Source organism: Aeromonas cavernicola (genome assembly GCF_002795305.1).
GTDB classification, from domain to species: domain Bacteria; phylum Pseudomonadota; class Gammaproteobacteria; order Enterobacterales; family Aeromonadaceae; genus Aeromonas; species Aeromonas cavernicola.
This window is the reverse complement of record NZ_PGGC01000081.1, coordinates 17,915-37,530: the sequence shown is the minus strand read 5'-3', so window position 1 is coordinate 37,530 and position 19,616 is coordinate 17,915. Positions and strand designations below refer to the sequence as shown.

The 19,616-nt window shown below is 53.2% G+C and carries 20 protein-coding genes; 7 read left to right on the top strand and 13 right to left on the bottom strand.

Going from position 1 to position 19,616, the window contains the following annotated elements:
* The first annotated feature begins 29 nt into the window (after positions 1–29).
* Positions 30–752: a class I SAM-dependent methyltransferase gene (locus CUC53_RS09570; RefSeq protein ID WP_167386726.1), complete on the top strand. Its 723-nt coding sequence runs from the start codon at positions 30–32 to the stop codon at positions 750–752.
* Here the strand turns inward: CUC53_RS09570 and rnhA are convergent.
* Positions 740–1,204, bottom strand: a complete 465-nt coding sequence (gene rnhA, locus CUC53_RS09565) for a ribonuclease HI (protein ID WP_100293948.1) — start codon at positions 1,202–1,204, stop codon at positions 740–742. The genes CUC53_RS09570 and rnhA overlap by 13 nt on opposite strands.
* Before the next feature lie 78 nt (positions 1,205–1,282).
* Here rnhA and dnaQ point away from each other — a divergent pair, with 78 nt between their 5' ends.
* On the top strand, positions 1,283–2,017 hold the full coding sequence (gene dnaQ / locus CUC53_RS09560; protein WP_100293947.1) for a DNA polymerase III subunit epsilon: 735 nt from the start codon (positions 1,283–1,285) through the stop codon (positions 2,015–2,017).
* Positions 2,014–3,288: a TIGR03503 family protein gene (locus CUC53_RS09555; RefSeq protein ID WP_100293978.1), complete on the top strand. Its 1,275-nt coding sequence runs from the start codon at positions 2,014–2,016 to the stop codon at positions 3,286–3,288. The genes dnaQ and CUC53_RS09555 overlap by 4 nt, the downstream gene beginning before the upstream one ends.
* Before the next feature lie 135 nt (positions 3,289–3,423).
* On the opposite strand, the gene CUC53_RS09550 is transcribed toward CUC53_RS09555, so the two are convergent.
* From CUC53_RS09550 to sixA, 3 genes are all read right to left on the bottom strand, one after another.
* Positions 3,424–4,341 (bottom strand): DMT family transporter, encoded by a 918-nt coding sequence (locus CUC53_RS09550; protein ID WP_100293977.1) that lies wholly within the window; start codon positions 4,339–4,341, stop codon positions 3,424–3,426.
* A 133-nt stretch (positions 4,342–4,474) separates the two neighbouring features.
* Entirely contained in the window at positions 4,475–4,681 is a 207-nt protein-coding gene (locus CUC53_RS09545) for a DUF1107 domain-containing protein (RefSeq protein ID WP_157798239.1), read from the bottom strand.
* Between the two features lie 126 nt (positions 4,682–4,807).
* A complete protein-coding gene (gene sixA / locus CUC53_RS09540; protein ID WP_100293945.1) occupies positions 4,808–5,281 on the bottom strand; it encodes a phosphohistidine phosphatase SixA in 474 nt (157 codons plus the stop codon).
* A gap of 162 nt (positions 5,282–5,443) precedes the next feature.
* Here sixA and CUC53_RS09535 point away from each other — a divergent pair, with 162 nt between their 5' ends.
* Positions 5,444–8,218: an insulinase family protein gene (locus CUC53_RS09535; RefSeq protein ID WP_100293944.1), complete on the top strand. Its 2,775-nt coding sequence runs from the start codon at positions 5,444–5,446 to the stop codon at positions 8,216–8,218.
* 244 nt (positions 8,219–8,462) lie between these two features.
* Here CUC53_RS09535 and CUC53_RS09530 read toward each other — a convergent pair whose 3' ends face one another.
* The 3 genes from CUC53_RS09530 to arsC all read right to left on the bottom strand — a co-directional run bounded on the left by CUC53_RS09530 (position 8,463) and on the right by arsC (position 9,911).
* A complete protein-coding gene (locus CUC53_RS09530; protein ID WP_100293943.1) occupies positions 8,463–9,110 on the bottom strand; it encodes a thiopurine S-methyltransferase in 648 nt (215 codons plus the stop codon).
* Between the two features lie 73 nt (positions 9,111–9,183).
* A complete protein-coding gene (locus tag CUC53_RS09525; protein ID WP_100293942.1) occupies positions 9,184–9,564 on the bottom strand; it encodes a DUF2069 domain-containing protein in 381 nt (126 codons plus the stop codon).
* Positions 9,561–9,911 carry an arsenate reductase (glutaredoxin) gene (arsC, locus tag CUC53_RS09520; RefSeq protein ID WP_100293941.1) on the bottom strand — a complete coding sequence of 117 codons (351 nt, stop codon included), beginning with the start codon at positions 9,909–9,911 and terminating at the stop codon, positions 9,561–9,563. The genes CUC53_RS09525 and arsC overlap by 4 nt, the downstream gene beginning before the upstream one ends.
* A gap of 58 nt (positions 9,912–9,969) precedes the next feature.
* Here arsC and CUC53_RS09515 point away from each other — a divergent pair, with 58 nt between their 5' ends.
* Entirely contained in the window at positions 9,970–10,464 is a 495-nt protein-coding gene (locus tag CUC53_RS09515) for a TlpA family protein disulfide reductase (protein WP_100293940.1), read from the top strand.
* A gap of 92 nt (positions 10,465–10,556) precedes the next feature.
* Here the strand turns inward: CUC53_RS09515 and bepA are convergent, their stop codons facing one another.
* A complete protein-coding gene (gene bepA, locus CUC53_RS09510; RefSeq protein WP_420808056.1) occupies positions 10,557–12,011 on the bottom strand; it encodes a beta-barrel assembly-enhancing protease in 1,455 nt (484 codons plus the stop codon).
* Between the two features lie 128 nt (positions 12,012–12,139).
* Here bepA and CUC53_RS09505 point away from each other — a divergent pair, with 128 nt between their 5' ends.
* Positions 12,140–12,385 (top strand): sulfurtransferase TusA family protein, encoded by a 246-nt coding sequence (locus tag CUC53_RS09505; RefSeq protein WP_100293939.1) that lies wholly within the window; start codon positions 12,140–12,142, stop codon positions 12,383–12,385.
* Between the two features lie 131 nt (positions 12,386–12,516).
* Here CUC53_RS09505 and CUC53_RS09500 read toward each other — a convergent pair whose 3' ends face one another.
* Entirely contained in the window at positions 12,517–13,317 is an 801-nt protein-coding gene (locus CUC53_RS09500; RefSeq protein ID WP_100293938.1) for an alpha/beta fold hydrolase, read from the bottom strand.
* Between the two features lie 241 nt (positions 13,318–13,558).
* Between CUC53_RS09500 and ppk2 the strand changes: the two genes are divergently transcribed.
* Entirely contained in the window at positions 13,559–14,374 is an 816-nt protein-coding gene (ppk2, locus tag CUC53_RS09495; RefSeq protein WP_100293937.1) for a polyphosphate kinase 2, read from the top strand.
* A gap of 114 nt (positions 14,375–14,488) precedes the next feature.
* On the opposite strand, the gene CUC53_RS09490 is transcribed toward ppk2, so the two are convergent.
* The 4 genes from CUC53_RS09490 to malE form a co-directional block, all read right to left on the bottom strand.
* Complete coding sequence (locus CUC53_RS09490) at positions 14,489–15,625, bottom strand: ABC transporter ATP-binding protein (protein ID WP_100293936.1); 1,137 nt, start codon at positions 15,623–15,625, stop codon at positions 14,489–14,491.
* Positions 15,626–15,786: 161 nt separating this feature from the next.
* Entirely contained in the window at positions 15,787–16,677 is an 891-nt protein-coding gene (malG, locus tag CUC53_RS09485; protein WP_100293935.1) for a maltose ABC transporter permease MalG, read from the bottom strand.
* A gap of 12 nt (positions 16,678–16,689) precedes the next feature.
* Positions 16,690–18,342, bottom strand: a complete 1,653-nt coding sequence (gene malF / locus CUC53_RS09480) for a maltose ABC transporter permease MalF (RefSeq protein WP_100293934.1) — start codon at positions 18,340–18,342, stop codon at positions 16,690–16,692.
* Positions 18,343–18,411: 69 nt separating this feature from the next.
* Positions 18,412–19,593: a maltose/maltodextrin ABC transporter substrate-binding protein MalE gene (gene malE / locus CUC53_RS09475; protein WP_100293933.1), complete on the bottom strand. Its 1,182-nt coding sequence runs from the start codon at positions 19,591–19,593 to the stop codon at positions 18,412–18,414.
* Positions 19,594–19,616: the final 23 nt, after the last annotated feature.

The following is a 19,616-nucleotide window of genomic DNA, read 5'->3' as shown; positions in this document are numbered from 1 at the left end:
GTGTTCGAAACCCCAAGTTGAGCCCTATTATGCAGGTGGCACGTACCGAACAACAAATGGATGCCCCAACGAGCTGGTCCACCCTGCCTATGGGGGACTGGGTTGCCGCTGAAATCCAAGAACGACTCGATAATTGGTGCCCGAATCTGTTCGGCTATCACCTATTGAAAATTGGCGCATTGAGCGCGGAGCTCTCCTGCAAGGGTTCCCCTATTCGCCATCAAATTGACATTGCGCCAACAGGCCGATTATTTGATCTCTATGGCGAGCCCCATGCGTTGCCGGTGCGCACCGGCAGCGTAGATGCCTGTTTGCTCGCACATTGCCTCGATTTCTCTAGCGATCCTCACCAAGTACTGCGGGAAGCTGAACGCGTACTCACTGATGATGGCTGGCTGATCATCACTGGTTACAATCCCGTCAGCTTAGTGGGGATAGGTCATTATCTGCCATTCTTGCGACACCGCCTGCCTTGGTCAGCGCGGATGTTTACGCCAAGTCGCATCACGGATTGGTTGCACTTACTAGGATGTGAAGTGATGCTTGATGAGCGCTTTGGTTACTCTTTTATGGGTAAACAAAGCTGGCACAGTTGGTGGCGAGAAAGCGTAGGGCGAGATTATTGCCGAGCATTTGCATCTGTTTATGTCATTGCGGCCCGTAAACGACGCTTCCCACTTATCCCTGTGCGCCGTCGCTGGCCATTGCCAAGATCGATCGCCACACAGGGCATGGCGCGTCAGGGCTGGTAGCCCGTATCTTCAGCCAGTTGCGAGCCACTGGCAGCGTCTCTGGCAAGCTCATCACACCGTTCGTTTTCAGGATGACCTGAATGTCCCTTTACCCAGAGCCATTCCACTTGATGGCGAGCCACTTCCACATCTAATGCTTGCCAAAGATCGACATTTTTAACGGGCTGACGATTTGCGGTTAGCCAACCTTTTTTCTTCCAACCAATGATCCACTGGGTGATCCCTTGGCGCACATACTGGCTATCGGTGGTGAGACGGACTTGGCAGGGGGTATTAAGAGTGCGAAGACCCATAATAGCAGCTAGTAACTCCATCCGATTATTGGTGGTGAGGCGAAAACCAGCGGCAATCTCTTTACGGTGCTGACCGTACACTATGACGGCGGCATACCCTCCCGGTCCTGGGTTACCAAGGCAAGAGCCGTCTGTATATAAATCGACCTGTTTTAACATACGCAATCGTTCTTCTTTTTTAGGATAAGTCTTGGGGTAAACTAGCGGACACCGCCGAAGTTTGACACAGATTGGATCATGAACACACAGCAACTGAATCGCCAGATCATTCTGGATACTGAAACCACAGGTATGAATACCGCAGGCGGCCCTGTTTACCTGGGCCACCGGATCATCGAAATCGGTTGTGTCGAGGTGATAAACCGTAAACTGACAGGGAATCACTACCACGTTTATATCAAACCAGACCGTCAAGTTGACCCAGAGGCGGTACAGGTACACGGCATCACGGATGCTTTCTTAGCTGATAAGCCCTCATTTAGTCAGATTGCTAATGATTTCATCGAATTTATCCGTGGCGCGGAGCTGATTGCCCACAACGCACCGTTTGACGTCAGTTTTATCGATTACGAGTTCAGCAAACTCGGACTTAGCATAAAAACTGCAGATATGTGCAGCATCACCGATACCCTAGCAATGGCACGGGAGCGTTTTCCTGGAAAACGCAATAACTTAGATGTGCTCTGTGATCGTTACGGCATCGACAATTCACACCGTACTTTGCACGGCGCTCTACTCGATGCCGAGATATTGGCCGATGTTTATCTGCTGATGACGGGTGGCCAGACCAAACTTAATCTGGCCACTGAGACCACCGAAAGTGATAGCGCCCGTGACACTAGCATTCGACGGTTAGATAGCCATCGAGCGCCATTACGAGTGATTCGTGCTAGCCCAGAGATTGCGGCTATTCACGAAGCTAGGCTTGATCTAGTTCAAAAAAAGGGAGGTGTCTGCCTATGGCGGAAATAAGTAAGTACTTGGCAGGACTACTATTATTTTTTTCGATAAGCCTGACAGCTAACGAAGTTTTTGCTCCCTCTGATGTTCCGTTATTAGATAACCGTTTTCGCATCGATTATGGGGTCAGAGAAGTCACCTTCATCGCTAAGCGTAAAGCAGGCTCCCCTTCTATCATTCTGATCCGCCCTGATGGCAGCAAACTCTACGTTGGCAAAGTAAAGCCTGATGATGTGGGGTGGCTATCGCTAGCAGAATACGACCTGATTACGCTACGCAATCCGATGCCTGGCCCTTGGCAAGCCATTGGTGCCATTGCCCCAGATAATCGTGTTCGATTGTTGTCTGATGTACGTTTAGAAACCGATCCACTGCCATTAAGGCTCTATCAAGGGGAAATCCTCAAACTCAAAAGCTGGCTACTCGTCGATGGCGAACTCGCTAAAGAAACTTATTACCTCGCGAATCTTGATCTCACTGTTTCCTTGCAAGCATTAGATAATAGTCAGGACGGTCAGCCACAGCGTGATGCTCAAGATCACACCTTGGGACATTACCTTGATGATGGTAAAGAGCTCGACGAGCGCCCTGAAGATGGGATCATGACAGCGCAAGCGGTATTACAAGATATTCCTGCGGGCAAATATCGGGCGCAATTTAGCACGGGAAATCAGGTTTTCGTGCGAGCCAAACATCAGGATGTCCTGATCTACCCCCTCCCCCTCAGCTATCAGGTGATCCCACCATCGGAGGATAAAACAGCCAAGCTCTCACTGTTATTTGACCAAGATGAGCTTGACCCAGCCTCTGTCGCCATCTCGGGGAACATGACCGATGAGAGAGGAAAAACTCTCCCTTTCTCTGCCATAGGCAGTGAGCCCAAGCTAGATATTGCACTCCCCGCAGTGACCGATGTCGGCATGTATAAGGTGGTCACCACACTCTATGCCACTACGCTCTTGGGCCGAGAAATCAAGCTACAACTGCCCAACAAGACCTTTACTGTCCAGCCACCACCACCGCCCGTGAAAGCCATCTCCCCATCCGTGTCCGGTGTGGCAGCAACCCAAGTCGCGCCGGAGGAAGAGGACCAAAAAGAGATGACTTGGCTAGTCTGGGCCGCGGTCGGCGGAGGGGTCATATTGATGCTAGTGGCCGGTATTGCCTTTTTCGTCGTACAAAAACGCCGTGCATTACAAAAAGCATTAGCATCCGTCCCAGCGGAGGAACCCACAGCGCCTCCTCTTCCGGATAAACTGGATCTTAATTTGCCAGAGCAATAAGAGGTGGTAGCACAGAGGCTACCCATCATGGGCGGGTGTACCTGATCCTGGATATTTAGAGACTCACCATGAGCTAGCTACTCTCAGCAAGAGGGAGGTATAACACCTCCCTCTTGCTGTTGAAGGGACAGCACATTAACTATTGTGATCAACCATCGCCATATCGGCTCGGCGCCTTAACCTCACGGGCTTGACCAATAACTGGGCTAGCAACACCCCAAATAGCGTCAGCCCACCACCGAGCCAGTGATAATGCGTAAGCCGTTCTCCTAGCAGGGTAACGGCTAAGCCCGCCGTCATCACGGGCAATAAATTCATAAAAATGGCAGTACGATTAGCACCCAGTAGCATAATCCCCTGCATCCAGAGCCAAGGCGATAACGCAGACGTAGGAATACCGGCGTAAAGTACCAGCCACAGGGCGCTACGGTCGGGCCATTGCCCATCGATCAACAGATAAAATGGGGTCAGAAACAGTAAGCTGCACAGCACTTGACTGTAAAGCATCGACCAGTTGTCGAGTCCCAGATCCCACTTTTTGAGCAGCACACTGTATAGCGCATAAGTTCCCGCTGAGAGCAGCATATACCCAGAACCCATATGGATGCCTTGCGTGAGTATGCGTGTCGGTTCCCCTTGGCCAAGCAAGATAGCCAAACCTGCAATAGACAACACGCCACCGAATAGGGCCCCCCATGTCGGGCGCTCCCTCAACACCACAATACTCAGCAGAACCGTAAACAACGGGGTCAGCCCCATCATCAGACCCATCTCGGTAGCACCGAGGGTCTGCGCAGCGTAATAACCAAACGTCTGATTAAGCACCATTCCTAAAAATGCCAAACCACTTAGTTGCAACCAGCCACGACGAAGCGTGGCCCGTTGACGCCATGTTCGCCGCGCAAGGAAAGGCGTTAAAATAAGTGCCGCGACCATCCAACGTGACCACGACAGAGCTGCCGGTGAAAGCACCCCAACGGCTAACTTGCTGGCAATGCCATTACCTGCCCAAATAGCCACACATGAAAAGGGAAACAAAAAAGCAAGGGGCATAGAGACAAACTCGCGCTCAAACAACATCAGCAGGCGAGTATAGGGAGCATCAAGGGATAAGCAAGAAACTCAAAAGAAACCAAAATGCCCGCTCTTATCACGGGCATATGCCAAACAAGCAGAATAAAGAGGATTAAACCAAATCCATATGAAGCCTTCCAATCAAGGCGTTCACTTCAGTAACCGTCTGACGGTGGGGAACATCCGCGCTAGAAGGCATTAACAACAAGCCGGATTGAAAATCGAATCGGCCGCGGCCATGAATATAAATGCGTCCCTTAAAAAAGGTTTTTACATGCTTTGCCACCATCAGTGGCAGATATTTTTTGAACACTCTCATCGTTTGCAACCTCTTGAAGTTGTATCCGTATGACAGCAGACCATGCGAAATAATTCCGCTATTTTGAAATAAAAATCTGTAAAATAGGGTAAAAAACCATTAAACACACCTAAAAATAACTTTTTGTTAACTTTTTGCCATTGTATGCGGCCCTTTGAGCCAGAGCAAGCGTCCTGACTCATCTTGCCAATCGATACACGCCATGCCTGAGGTAGCAAACATCGGCGCACCCGCTGTAGGGCACAGCGCTTGCACTAAATACCCTACCAACGGTAAGTGGCTAACTATCAGTATTGATTCATATTTCTTTGCCTGTGCCGTGAGATAAAGCATGACCTGTTCAGCATCACCATATGGGGTAATCTCACTGCTCTGCTCAACACAACTAGCCTTTGGTAGCTCATTACATATATGCTGCCAAGTCTGTTTAGCACGTAGGTAATGGCTGTGGATGACTAACCCCAGCTCGCCATTGATCTGGGGCCGCAACCAGCGAGCCATTTGTACAGACTCTGCAATGCCCTGCTCGGTCAAGGGACGCTGCTCGTCTGTTTTCGCGTTCATGCCCGCTTGACCGTGCCGCATGATATAGATTTTCATTACAACCTCGCCCTGTGGGCCTGTTTGGGTGGCCCGCAGATCTTACCCCGCTACGCAAGGGGAAACAATTGCAGGCCCCTGAGTTCAAGAGGACGTTCTTCCCCCTTGGCCAAATCGATAATGACTTGTAAATTCAGATAAATCCTACATGAGTGATATGCCATGAGCCCCTACGCCAGCCCCAATGATCATCGGCAATACCATTTTATGGAGCTACCCAACCGGCTCAAGGTGCTGCTGATTTGCGATCCCGCAACCGATAAGTCAGCCGCCGCTTTGGCGGTGAATACAGGCCATTTCGATGACCCGACGGATCGCCAAGGCATGGCTCATTTTCTCGAGCACATGCTGTTTTTAGGTACCCAAACTTATCCCAAGCCTGGTGAGTATCAACAATTCATGAGTCGCCATGGCGGTAGCAACAATGCGTGGACCGGTACTGAATTCACCAATTTCTTCTTCGATATTGATAACGGCTTCTTCGAAGCTGGCTTAGACCGTTTCTCCCAATTTTTCATCTGCCCCACCTTCGATCCTCAGTGGGTTGATAAAGAGCGTAATGCGGTCGACTCAGAGTACCGCTTGAAGCTAAAAGACGACGTGCGCCGCAGTTATCAGGTACATAAAGAGACGGTCAACCCAGTTCACCCTTTTGCCAAATTCTCGGTCGGCAATTTGGATACCTTGGCCGACCTGCCAAGCCGAGATCTGCGGGCCGATCTTATCGAGTTCTACGAGCGCCACTACAGTGCGGATCGCATGGCATTAGTGCTGCTTTCTCCTGCCACTATCGAAATGCAAATTCAGTGGTGTGAGCGCTTCTTCGCACCAATTGTGAATCGTCATCTGGGCACGCCCACGCTCACCGCACCGCTGTACCGGCTTGATGACATCGGCATTCGTATCCATATCAACCCCGTCAAAGAGAGCCGTAAACTGGCATTGACTTTTCCTTTACCCAATGTGGATGCCCACTACGACACAAAACCGCTCACCTTTATTAGCCATCTGATTGGCTATGAAGGCGATGGTAGCCTGCTCGCTTTGCTCAAACAGAAAGGATGGGTTAACCAACTTTCAGCCGGTGGCGGGATCAGTGGTGCCAACTTTAAAGATTTTACGATTAACTTTGGCTTGACCCCACAGGGGCTGACTCATGTTGATGACATCGTGGCCGCACTGTTTGGCTACCTAAAACTGATCGCTCGCGAAGGGATACAGGACTGGCGCTATCAAGAAAAACGCCAAGTGCTCGAATCGGCATTTCGCTTTCAAGAGCGCGGGCGAGCACTCGATACGGTATCAGGGCTGGTATTAAACCTGTTTAGCTATGCTTCCGAGGATCTGCTGTACGGCGACTACATGATGCGCGAGTATGATGAACCGCTGATACGCCAATTTCTTGCTAAGCTCACCCCGCACAACCTGCGACTGACGTTGATCGCGCCCGAGCTCAGCACCGACCGATTAGCGCGTTGGTATCAAACCCCTTACAGTACCGCGGTCATCACCGAAGCGGAGAAGATCCGGTGGCAGCAACATCAGCCCGATCCCACCCTCTGCTTGCCCCAGCCAAACCCGTTTATCAGCACTCGGCTTGATCACCGAATGCCCGCCACGCTAGCTAGCACTCCACACCGCCTCATCGATCGCCCCGGCTTTCGGCTCTGGCATTTGCAGGAACATCAGTTCAACGTCCCCAAAGGCAATCTATATATCTCCATCGACAGTGAACACGCGGTCAAATCGCCCCGCAATATCGCGATGGCACGCCTTGCGGTAGAGCTGCTTGCTGATCACCTCAATGCGATCACTTATCCGGCTGAACTGGCTGGGCTCGGTTATCAGTTTTATGCCCACCAAGGTGGATTTACCATTAACCTCAGCGGCTTTGCCGACAAGCAAGCACTGCTGCTCGAGATGATTTTAAACAACCGCACCTTGGGCTATCCGGATCCAGCACGTTTTATCGAGATCAAAGAGCAGCTGATCCGCAACTGGGAGAACCAAGCTAAGGCGCGTCCCATCGCCCAACTTTTCAGCTTGCTCACCAGTTTATTGCAACCCAACAATCCGCCATTTGAGCTACTGCTCCAACATCTGCGCACGGTGCGACTGGAGGAGATGCCTGCCTTTGTCGCTCAGTTATTTAGCGATGTGCATGTAGAGGCCTTGGTGCATGGCGACTGGACACCGCCAGAAGCGTTGGCACTCGCGGCACTGTTAGAGCGCCCCTTGGATGAAACGAGTCAACCCAGTGAGGAAACAAAGCGGCCACTGATCTCCATTCAAGGCCAAGGCACCCTGATCTGTGAACGTGAGTGTCACCATGAAGACTCCGCACTACTGGTCTATTACCAATCTCCTACCACTGACGCTCGGGATCTCGCCTGCTTTACCTTGGCCAACCACATTATGTCCTCTACCTTTTTTCACGAGTTACGCACCCGTCAGCAACTCGGTTATGTGGTAGGGGCAGGCAATCTCCCTCTCAACCGCCATCCGGGCCTGATTTTTTATATTCAATCCCCGATCGCAGGCCCCCAGATATTGCTCGATGCTATTGAGGAGTTTATTGACCTCTTCCCACTGGCGATGCTCGAACTGACTGAACAGCAGTGGCAAGACAGTAAGGCCGGATTACAGGCCCAGTTAAACGAGCGGGACGCTAACTTACGCAGCCGAGGCCAACGACTGTGGGTCTGTATTGGCAACAAGGACCTGACATTTGATCAGCGTGAACGGGTCAGCCAACAAGTCGGTCAACTCAGTCGAGCCGATTTGGTGCGTTTTATCACTCAGTTACGTTCCCGCACCTCAGATCGGCTGATCCTCTGCAGCTATGGCCAAGGACATGGACATGATGAACGGATCAGTGGTCACCTCATTGCCGATCCGCTCGTCTTTCGCGTAGGCGCCACCACCTTTGACGACTAATCGAGGCGCCTGCGCTCATAAAAAAGCCGACCTTATTAGGTCGGCTGGAAAAAACCATCACAAATGCGGTAAACACCGCCAAACATGAACATGAGCGTGAAAATGCAGTGTCAGTCAATCGCCTTCAGCGCCTGTGCACCTCGCCATTAACCTTGGCCACTGCAAAAACGTGTTTATTTTATCCACGCAGTTACTGCATCCTGTTGATCTGCATCAAGCAAGCCGCCCGAATTTCCGTCCCCCCTTATCCACGGCGAGTTAATCGATAAGCCACCTCATCAAAAGCACTAAGCTCACCCGTTTGTACTCGGGGATGATCTGGCTCAGCCACTCGCCCTAGCAGTTCGATCTCAAAGTTTTGTGCAAAGAGGGCCCGAACCTCTGGCTCACTGACAGAGAATGGTGGCTGACTCTGCTGAACCGGCTGATACTCCAGCGTCACCAGCAAGATCGTTCCGTCAACTTCCACTAATTGAGCAATCAGCTGCGCGTACTGCCGACGCATCTTGGCTGGTAACGCAATCAAGGCCGCGCGGTCATACACCAACCGATAGCGACGTCCCAGCGCTTTGGCGGCGAAAAAATCGCCCTGATAAAGCGCCAAATGATGGTGCTGGTAGCAGCGATAAGGCCCGATCTCACTCACTTGCACAGCCAATTGGTTGTCACTGAAAAACTGCTCAGCGGCAAGTGCAGACAACTCCACACCATCGACAGGATGCCCCTGCTCATGTAACCACAGCATGTCGTGGGATTTACCGCATAGAGGAACCAGTACCGGTTCATGAGGCTGTGCCCCCAGCCAGCAGGATCGCAACCAACGGTTAACTTCCTGCTGGTGAAAACCGATCCGATTTTCTTGCCAACGCTGATGCCAAAACTCGCTGTCCATTTTTATCCTTATAACAATCAATAAAATAGAACTAGATCACCCACCACCAAGCGAGCATCAAACCAATGACGGCTCATCCATTCTCTTTCGATTTACGAATGCTTAGCCCCAATTCACGGCCACGCAAACGGGCATAATAGATCGTGCCGACAAACGCTAACGTAGTCAGCACTAACTCCACCACCGCCAGTGCGCGCTCTCCTTCATCGGTTGTGATCAGGGTCAAGGCATGAAGAAAATAGGGCATCAGCACAAAATTGCCCCACGCGTGGGTGTAGGGATTACCTTGGAGTATCCCTTTCAGCGGAAAGAGCAGCGGCACCGTCCAGATCACGGGCAGCAGCCAAGGATTCAGATCAGGGTGGGGCGATAGCCACAAATGCCAGAGTAGTACCCAGCACAGCAAACCAACAAAGCCAAGCAGTGTGAGCAAACGAGCCGCAAAAGTGGTCACTGGATGATCTCCAACACTTGCTCGGGTGGACGACCAATTCGAGCTTGGCCATTTTTGATCACGATGGGACGCTCAATCAGCTTCGGATGCTCATGCATCGCACGCACCAGCGCGGCACCATGCACCTCGGCCAGCCCCAATTCACGGTAAAGCTCCTCTTTAGTACGCATCAGCTGACGCGGGTCGCTAAAGCCGAGCTGAACTAGCAAGGTGGAGATCTCTTCTTCGCTCGGGGCTTGCTCTAAATAGAGCACCACCTCAGGCGTAATCCCTTGCTCGGTCAGCAAGGCCAAAGTTTCTCGACTCTTCGAGCAACGTGGATTGTGGTAGATTCTGGTCTCGCTCATGGTAACTCCCTGAGGTAGCAAGATGGGATGGCAAAAGGCGTTATTGTAGGGGAAAGCAATGGTCAGAGTAAGCCGCTGTAGCATGGAATTAACATCAGCAAGTTCCCTTATGGGTCTTATTTTGGTGGCATGGTTGTTGGCAGCCTGCCGCCCAATCCCCACTTTTACCGACCACCAAGGGCAACCTATCACGCTGACCGAATTCCAAGGTAAACCACTGTTGATTAACTACTTCGCCCCCTGGTGTGCCCCTTGCCTGCGAGAGATGCCACGTCTTAATGCTCTCGCCGCAGAAGGCGACATCGCCATATTGGCCATTAACTATGATCCCACGACGGTAGCTGATCTTGCCAAACTGGCCCAGCAGTATCAGATCCAGATACCGCTGGTGCTCGCTAATGATCCAGCATCACTCCCCTTCCCTCGCCCCAGTGGCCTCCCAACCAGCTATCTGCTCGACCGCAAAGGGGAACTTATCGACACGTTTATCGGCGAGTTAGACCAGCCCCAGATCACGGAGCTCAAGAGAAAAGTGCATGCTATGCCTGATTAGCCGGTAACACTGAGCGAGTAAGCCTATATGGCCAATAACAAGGGGCACAGGAAGTGCGCCCCTTGTTATTGCTTGATGTCGGTGCCAAACCGCTAGCCCTTAAGGCTATCTAGATCCTTTTTGGCGCGCTCTAATTCAGTGATACGGGCTTCCAGCCGAGCTAACGTCATTCGATCCGTGGTGCTGCCACGGGCCACGATCAACTCATCAATAGCCGCCTGATACTCACCACGCAACGAGAGGATTTCTCCACGAACCATGTGCAACTCGGTCATCTTACCCGCTTGACGATACGCATCGGCCAGCAGGTTCCAGGCTAAGCTGTTCTCTTCATGTGCTCGGGCATAAGGGTCAAGAATAGCAATCGACTTTTTATAATTACTGCTCTCAAGGTAGGCATTGCCCAAGTTAATGATGATGACCTCGTTATCGGGCATTCTGTTGCGAAACTTCTCAAGTCGGGCAATGGCTTGTGCGCTGCGATCCTTTGCCAGATCGATGTCGGTCAACGCATCCACAATAAACAGATCTTCTGGATGACGAGCAGCAAGTTGCTGCATCAACCGATCAGCCTCGTCGTAGCGTTTGAGTTGCAACAGCGCCAACGCCTTACCATAAAGGGCCGCATCCTTGAGCGGATAGTCCCCTTTCTGGATACGTGACTCAAAATAGCTCAGTAATCCTTGTGGCGTATCAGTGCCATAACGCACCTGAATCCGCACCTTGGCCAACCAAAAATCGAGGCTGGGTGAGAGCTCACGTTGGCCAAAACCGCTTGCTCTGGCGCGCGATTCGCTGATCCGAGTCTCCGGCAAAGGGTGGGTCAATAGCATCTCAGGCGGCTTGCTGGCATAGCGATACTCCGCCGCCAGCTTTTGAAAGAAGTTGGCCATTCCCATGGGATCAAAACCGGCATCATACAGTGCCTTCATGCCAATCCGGTCAGCTTCATACTCGTTATCACGGGTATAGTTGATGGCCGACTGCATAGAGAGCCCAAGGGTTGTCTGCAATGCGGCGATACCGGCGGTCGGGTTGATCACCGCCAGTGCAATGGAGCCGACTAGCCCTGCCAAGGTCACCGCAGAGCTGCTTGCTTGCGCCTCCATATAACGGGCGATATGACGCTGAGTGACGTGAGTGATCTCATGCGCCAATACCGAGGCCAATTCACTTTCGCTATCGGCGTAGAGAAACAGACCGGTGTGCACCTTGACCCGCCCACCGAGAAACGCGGCAGCATTGATAGTCGGATCGTTAACCAAAAAGAAGGTAAATGGAAAACGCACCCCATCGGCATTAGAGAGCAGCCGTTGTCCTAAGTCGTCGATATATTGGTTGAGAACAGGGTCATCAATGATAGGCAAACCAGCCCGTGCAAAACGCATAAAGGCATTGCCGTATCGCACCTCCTGCTCGATGGGGAGCGCAGCCACCCCAGCAGTACCGATGTCAGGAAGCTGATTATTCGCCGCGACGTGGAAGGTAGCCCCCATCAAGGAGGCCAGCAGGGGAATCGATACCATCAGAGGGGAAAAGCGTGCCACGTTATCTCAATCTCCATTCAGACCCTCGCGGGAGATCGGCAGAATACCTTTGCCCTTCAAGGCTCACAAGCGTTGTTTCATGCTGATCTCATGGCCATAATCATCCCCTTCTATCGGTAGGAGCGCTCATGGAACATCTCGATCTAACCCCTTGGCGTTGCCCCGAGCCGCTGATCCGGCTCAAGCTCTGGTTACGCCACGCTAAACCTGGCCAAACAGTCACGCTTCACTTAGCTGACCCAGGCTCACAGCAGGACATCCCAGCCTACTTGCAACGACAGGGTCATCAGCTCACCTTGCTGCAAACAACAGGCGACACCCTCTCGTTGGTATTGATGATCCACCCTGCCCCCAGCGAGGCTGCAGCAAAATAGTGCAAGGGGCGGGTAGCAGTACCACCGATGGGTTATCTCACTCGCCATGACAGCGATAGCACAACCGATCACCGCCCGTAACAGGCACCCCGTATACCTCTCTGGGGCTTATTTGTCGGTGCAGGTTTGCCTCAGAGGCTGGCCAAAAATGAATCCAGTTGATCATTCACCCAAACCGGATTTTCGAGGCTAGCAATATGACCGGCTGCGGGGATCTCTTTAAATGGGCAACCCAGTACCTCGGCCATCAAATACCCCTCTAACACTGGCCGCGCCTTGTCCTCACAGCCGGTCATTACCAGCGCAGGCACAGCGATCTCTGCCAGCCACTCGATACGATCTTCACGAGTGACAAAACTACGCCCCACCGCGACCATGGTGGCAATCTTCTCGCTTGGCCAGGCAGCAAGGCGCGCCTTGAAATCGGCCAACAAGGCGACATCGGGCTGGTTGGCAAAGAAGATGGGAGCCACCTGTTCGATGAGAGGTGCCGATATGGCACCGGTTTGCTCAATCATCGCCAGCATCCCAAGATAACGTTCGCAGGTGATCTGGGGCTCAAGGCCAACAAAGCTGTCCATCAGTACCAGCCCCTTGAGGCGTGCGGGTGCCATGCGCGCCAGCTCCACGCCCCACATGCCGCCGATGGAGAGACCTACCAGTACGAACTGGTCGGCCCCGAGGGCATCGAGCAGCGCCAGGTGATCGCGCGCCAGAGTAGCCAAGGTACAGCCACCTTCGGGGAGTACGTCGGAATCACCGTGGCCCCACAGCTCGGGGACGATGCAGCGATAGCTGCCCTTGAGCGCCTCGATTTGCGGCGCCCACATGGCGCTGTCCCATAGATAGCTGTGACCAAACAGCACGGCAGTGCCCTGTCCCTCGTCCAGATAAGCCATCCGGCGGCCCGCTATCTCGATCCATTGCTTCATATTTTCTCCTGTCACCCACCACTGATGCTGAAACTGCAATTCAAATCGTCGTCAATCGTTTGATGTTTTGTTCTGTAGACCACCACTGAGGCAAAAGTGAAAATGGCTGCACGTTCTCTTCTCTCACTCACTAACGGGGTGGCAGTGTAACACGCCCCTCTTGGCTATGAGGCTCACCTAGGGCAAGCTAAGTGCGACTCAAATAAGTCATGATTAAAATCCCCTCAACAAGGAGAAAGAGATGGTAAAGGAGAAAAGTAAAAAACCGCCACGGCTCAATAGGAAACCTTATGAGTGCCATCTTGCTTACCTGCAGGAGGAGCTGGTCAAGCTGCAGGAGTGGATCAAGCAGGAGGGGCTAAAAGTGGTGGTGGTATTCGAGGGACGAGACGCCGCCGGTAAAGGGGGTGTCATCAAGGCGATTACCGAACCACTCAACCCGAGGATTTGCCGAGTCGTCGCCCTACCGGCACCCTCTGATCGGGAGCGCTCCCAGTGGTACTTTCAGCGTTACGTGGCCCACCTGCCCGCCGCGGGTGAAATGGTGCTGTTTGATCGGTCTTGGTACAACCGAGCCGGGGTCGAGCGGGTGATGGGATTTTGCAGCGATGCCGAGTATCGCGAGTTTCTGCGTACCTGCCCCGAGTTCGAGCGGATGCTGATCCGCTCCGGCATCACGGTGATCAAATACTGGTTCTCGGTCAGCGACGAGGAGCAGGAGAAGCGCTTTAAAGAGCGGATCAACACCCCTATCAAGCGATGGAAGTTCAGTCCGATGGATTTGCAATCTCGCTCACGCTGGGTCGAATACTCCCGCGCCAAGGATGATATGTTTACCTATACCGATATCGAGGAGTGCCCTTGGTTCGTGGTCGACGCCGATGAAAAACGCCGAGCGAGGCTTAATTGTATCTCACACCTCCTTAGCAAAGTGCCTTACCAAGCGATTGACTACGACCCCATCACCCTGCCACCTATCAGCACTGAAGGCTATGATCGCCCCCCCTTGACCTGCCAAACGTTTGTGCCGGATATTACCGCTGAGCTCAAGGCCTGAGTGCTGCATCCTATCACTACTCCCATGTGGCAGAATGGCAGGTAATAAAAAGCCGGTCTTACGACCGGCAAACCGCAATAAGATGTTCGAATACCTTGGTCTACTCAGTGCCCATCAGCTGCGGATATATTTGGCGGTACGGGGGAACGCTTGCTCTTTGGCATCGAAGAGATAGCAGGCTTCGGCCGGAATACCCACGCTATAGCTCTGACCGGTCACCACATCCACATCGGAGCTGGCTTTTACCGTAAAGTCGTGACCATCCACGTCCATGTAAACAAACGATTCAGCCCCCAAATGTTCAGCAACCTGCACCGTACCACTCACCTTACTGTGTGCATGAGGGTGATCGAGAGGGAATAAGTGTTCAGGACGAATACCGAGCTCTACTTTGTCACCCACAGCGCCACTGCGGGCATCCACTCGGGCACGCACGGTATCGCCAGAGCTCAGCTTAACCACGCACTCCTGCTCGCCAATCTCCAGCAACTCGCCCGCGAGGAAGTTCATCTTGGGAGAGCCGATAAAACCCGCTACGAACTTGTTGTCCGGGTTGTGGTAGAGATCCAGCGGTGAACCAAACTGCTCCAAGTTGGTGGCGGCTTCGGCCTTGAGCGGGCTCAGCACCACAATCTTATCAGCCAAGGTCATCGCTTCCACCTGATCGTGGGTCACGTAGATGATGGTGGAGTTGAGCTCTTTGTGCAGCTTGGCGATCTCGATCCGCATCTTGACCCGCAGGGCGGCGTCGAGGTTAGAGAGCGGCTCGTCAAACAGGAACACCTGCGGTTGCTGCACGATGCTGCGGCCGATGGCAACCCGCTGACGCTGACCGCCGGAGAGCGCCTTCGGCTTTCTGTCCAGCAGCGGCTCGAGGCCCAGGATCTCGGCGGCGCGCATCACCCGCTTGTGGATGTTCTCCTTGTCCATCTTCTTGAGCTTGAGGCCAAAGGCCATGTTCTCGTAGATGTTCATGTGAGGATAGAGGGCGTAGGACTGGAACACCATACCAACATTGCGCTCAACTGGCGGCACGTCATTCATATAGCTGCCACCGATGGTCAGCTCGCCGCTGGTGATATCTTCCAGACCCGCGATCATCCGCAGCAGGGTGGATTTACCACAGCCAGACGGGCCGACGAAGACGATGAACTCCCCTTCCTTGATGGAGAGGTTAATGCTGCGCAGGGTGTCCTTGTGAACAGCCGGATCGTAATTTTTGCGAACGTTGTTGAGTACTACTTCAGCCATGTCGAGCTCCGCTCTTGAGTCTTTGCAAATCGTGATAGCGGGGGAAGTCTGCTCCCCCAGCCATAAACTTAACCTTTCACACCACCGGCGGTGAGGCCACCGACTAGCCAGCCCTGAGATAGACCAGCAGGAACACCTTGGTGCAGGCAGCGTGGCGCCACTTAACCTTTCACACCACCAGCAGTCAAACCGCCAACCAACCAGCGCTGTGCCAGCAGGAACACCACTGTGATGGGGAAACCGGAGAGCACTGCGGCTGCCGCGAAATCCCCCCATAGATAGTTCTGCGGATAGAGGTACTGCTGGGCCCCGACCGCTAGGGTCAGATTGTTCACATCCTGCAGCAGGATGGAGGCCATGGGCACCTCGGTAATGGAACCAATAAAGGCCAGAATGAACACTACCGCTAAGATGGGCACCGACAGGGGCAACAGGATCAAACGGAATGCCTGCCACGGCGTCGCACCGTCGATGGCCGCCGCCTCCTCCAGAGAGGGGTCGATGGTCTCGAAGTAGCCCTTGATGGTCCAGACGTGCAGGGCAATGCCGCCCATGTATGCCAGGATCAGGCCACCGTGGGTGTTGAGACCCAGCCAAGGGATGTAGTCACCGATCTTGTTAAAGAGCGCGTAGATAGCCACCAGCGCCAGTACCGCAGGGAACATCTGGAAAATCAGCATGCCCTGCAGGATGGTCGACTTGCCACGAAAACGCAGACGGGCAAAGGCGTAGGCACAGGTGGTGGAGAGCGTCACGATCATCAGGGCAGTGATACCGGCGATCTTGATGGAGTTCCACAACCAGGTCAGCACCGGGAACGGCGGCGGCGTGATGCTGCCGTCGGCATTGGTGATGGACATGCCCAGCGCCAGCTTCCAGTGATCCAGGGTCGGATTGGAGGGGATGATCTCCCCTACCGCGAAGTTACCGTTACGCAGCGAGATGGCGATAACCATGACCAACGGGAAGATGATCAGAGCCAGGAAGCCCCACATGACCAGGTGGGTTGCCCACACCCGGTATTTGACTGATTTGGGTTGTACGATTGCCATGTTGAAGCCTCCTTACAGCTGCTTGTCGGCTTTGGACAATTTCAGGTTGAGCAGCGCCAGCGCACCCACGATGAGGAAGATAGCAGTGGCGATGGCACTGGCCAGACCGTAGTCCTGACCACCCGATCCCTGGAACGCAATCCGGTAGGTATAACTCACCAGCAAGTCGGTGGTACCGGCCGGGGTGCTGGCGCCGATGATGTCGGGCGCACCGTTGGTCAACAACTGGATAAGCACGAAGTTGTTGAAGTTGAAGGCGAACGAGGCAATCAACAGCGGTGTCAGCGGCTTCATCAGCAGCGGTACGGTGATCTTGAAGAAGTTCTGCATCGGGCCTGCCCCATCCATAGCAGACGCTTCATAGAGATCTTCCGGAATGGCTTTGAGCAGGCCCATGCAGAGGATCATCATGTAGGGGTAGCCGAGCCAGGTGTTGACGATCAGGATCATCACCTTGGCCAGGAAGGGGTTGGTGTACCAGTCCGGCTTGATACCAAACGCCGCTTCCAGAAACATGTTGATCTCACCGAAGTTCTGGTTGAACAACCCCTTGAACACCAGGATGGAGATAAACGCCGGGATCGCATAGGGCAGGATTAGCATGACCCGATAGAAACCGCGCCCCTTGAGCTCTTCCCACTGCACCAGACAGGCCAGCACCATGCCGATAGCCAGGGTGAAGGCGACAGAACAGGCGGAGAAAATCACGGTCCAGACGAATATCTGCAGGAAGGGTGCCTGAATGCCCGGGTCAGTCACGATGCGGGCGAAGTTCTTCCAACCCACGCTCACCACAAAGCCCGGGGCAATGCCCTTGCCGACAAACTGACCCTGTTCGTCGATGTACTGATAGAAGCCGGTCTCGCCGTTGGGCAGCATCAGCTCACCGCTCTGGTTGTCACGCAGCAAGTTGCTGTCCTTGATCACCACGCCGGACTTGAGCTCGGCGCCATCCATCAGACGAGTGTAGTGCTGCTTCTGGGCGGCAAACTTGCGCAGGCTGCTCAGGGTCAGGTGGGTACCGCCATCTGGCAGCACCAGATCAAGGTCACTCAGGTGAGTACGATGCTCAACAATGGCGCGGATCGGTGCGGCCTTGCTGTCAGCTTCACCAGTGAAGGGCTGCAGCTCGACCACTTGCTGGGAACTCTGCACTCTGCCCTCGCGGGACGCCAGCTCACGGGCCTTGCTGGTCATCAGGGTAACGGGTTGACTGATAAAGGATTGGTCGTCCTGTTTCAGCAGCAGCTGAAACTGATTGTTCTCTCCACCCAAGAGGGTGAAATCAAATTCCCCTCCCGCCACCTTGTAGGTTTTCTTCAGGTGGTAGTCCCGCGCCTGCTCCACAGAGAGCAAGTTAGCCCCCGAATAGTTGGTGAAGGCGATGCCGATGGTGTAAGCAAGGGGAAAAATGATGAAGACCACCATGCCCGCCACACCGGGAAAAATGTAGCGATGGGCATAGGTCTTCTTGTTCATGAATACATATAGACCGACGGAGACCACAACGATGTCGAGCAAAGCGAATACCCATTCACCGCTAGCGTACATCATGACAGCTGCATAGCCATTGAGGATCGCAATCAAAGCCGCGATGGTCCACTTAAACCAAGTGTGCTTATCCTTCGGACCGGCATAGGACTCGATAGAAGGTACTACTTCCATGCCAATTAACCTTTTAACGCCATAGATAGAGAGTGTGGAAGGCCAAATAGCCTCCCACGTTGTACATCATTACTGAACGATACGCTTAGCAGCGGTATCTAGCGCTTCGTCAACACCTTGACGACCAGAAGTCACATTTTTGAGGGCGGTTTCAAAAGAAGACCAGAAGCGGCTCATTTCTGGCACCGACGGCATCGGCTCGCCTGCTTGGGCATTTTGCATGGTTGCTTTGATGTGCGGATCGGACTCCAGAGTCTTCTGGAAGGATTTCAGTGCAACAGCACCCAGCGGCTTATCAGCATTCACTGGCGCCAGACCGGCATCTGTCAGCAGGTAGTTTTCCAGGAACTCGATGGCCAGATCTTTATTCGGGCTAGCGGCGTTAATCGTCGCACCTAATACACCAACAAATGCTTTAGCGGGTTTGCCTTTAAGCGTAGGTAAAGAGGCTACACCATACTTGATGCCGCTCTTGTCTAGGTTACTCCAAGCCCAAGGACCATTGATCATCATAGCCACTTCGCCCTTGTTGAACTTGGCATCCATTACGCCGTAGTCAATGCCTTTTTCCAGATGGCCGGACTTAATCATCTCAGAGATGTAACCCACTCCTGCCTTCGCGCCCGCATTGTTGACGCCAGTGTCTTTCACATCATAGCCAGTAGCCGTTTTCTTAAAGGCGTAGCCACCGTTAGCCGCTACCAGCGGATAGCTGAAATAGGGGGTATCATAGGCCCACATGATCGCGCGCTTGCCACTCTTTTTCAGGGTTTCGTCAATCTTGGCAATCTCTTCGAAGGTCTTTGGCGGCTCAGGCAGTAGCTCCTTGTTATAGATCAGGCTGACCGCTTCCATGGCCACGGGGTAACCATAGGTTTTACCGTCAACAGTCATGGCATCCCATGCCAATTGCTCAAACTTAGCTTTAGTATCAGCGTTAGGTGTCACAGGCACTAATAAACCGGCTTTGACCCACTCACCGTAACGGTCGTGAGCCCAGAAGAAGATGTCAGGGCCGTTGCCAGTGGCAGCGGCTTGCTGGAATTTCACTTCGACCTGATCCGGGTGAGCCACAGTAACCTTGATGCCGGTTTCTGCTTCAAACTTCTTACCCACTTCAGCCAGACCGTTGTATCCCTTATCACCATTCACCCAAATAGTGAGCTGGCCTTCATCGATGGCCGCAGTAGCAGAACAAGCAACGCCAAGCGTGGCCAAACCAATCAACGATGACAGCATTTTCTTTTTCATAAGCCTTTCCTTAGTATTATTTG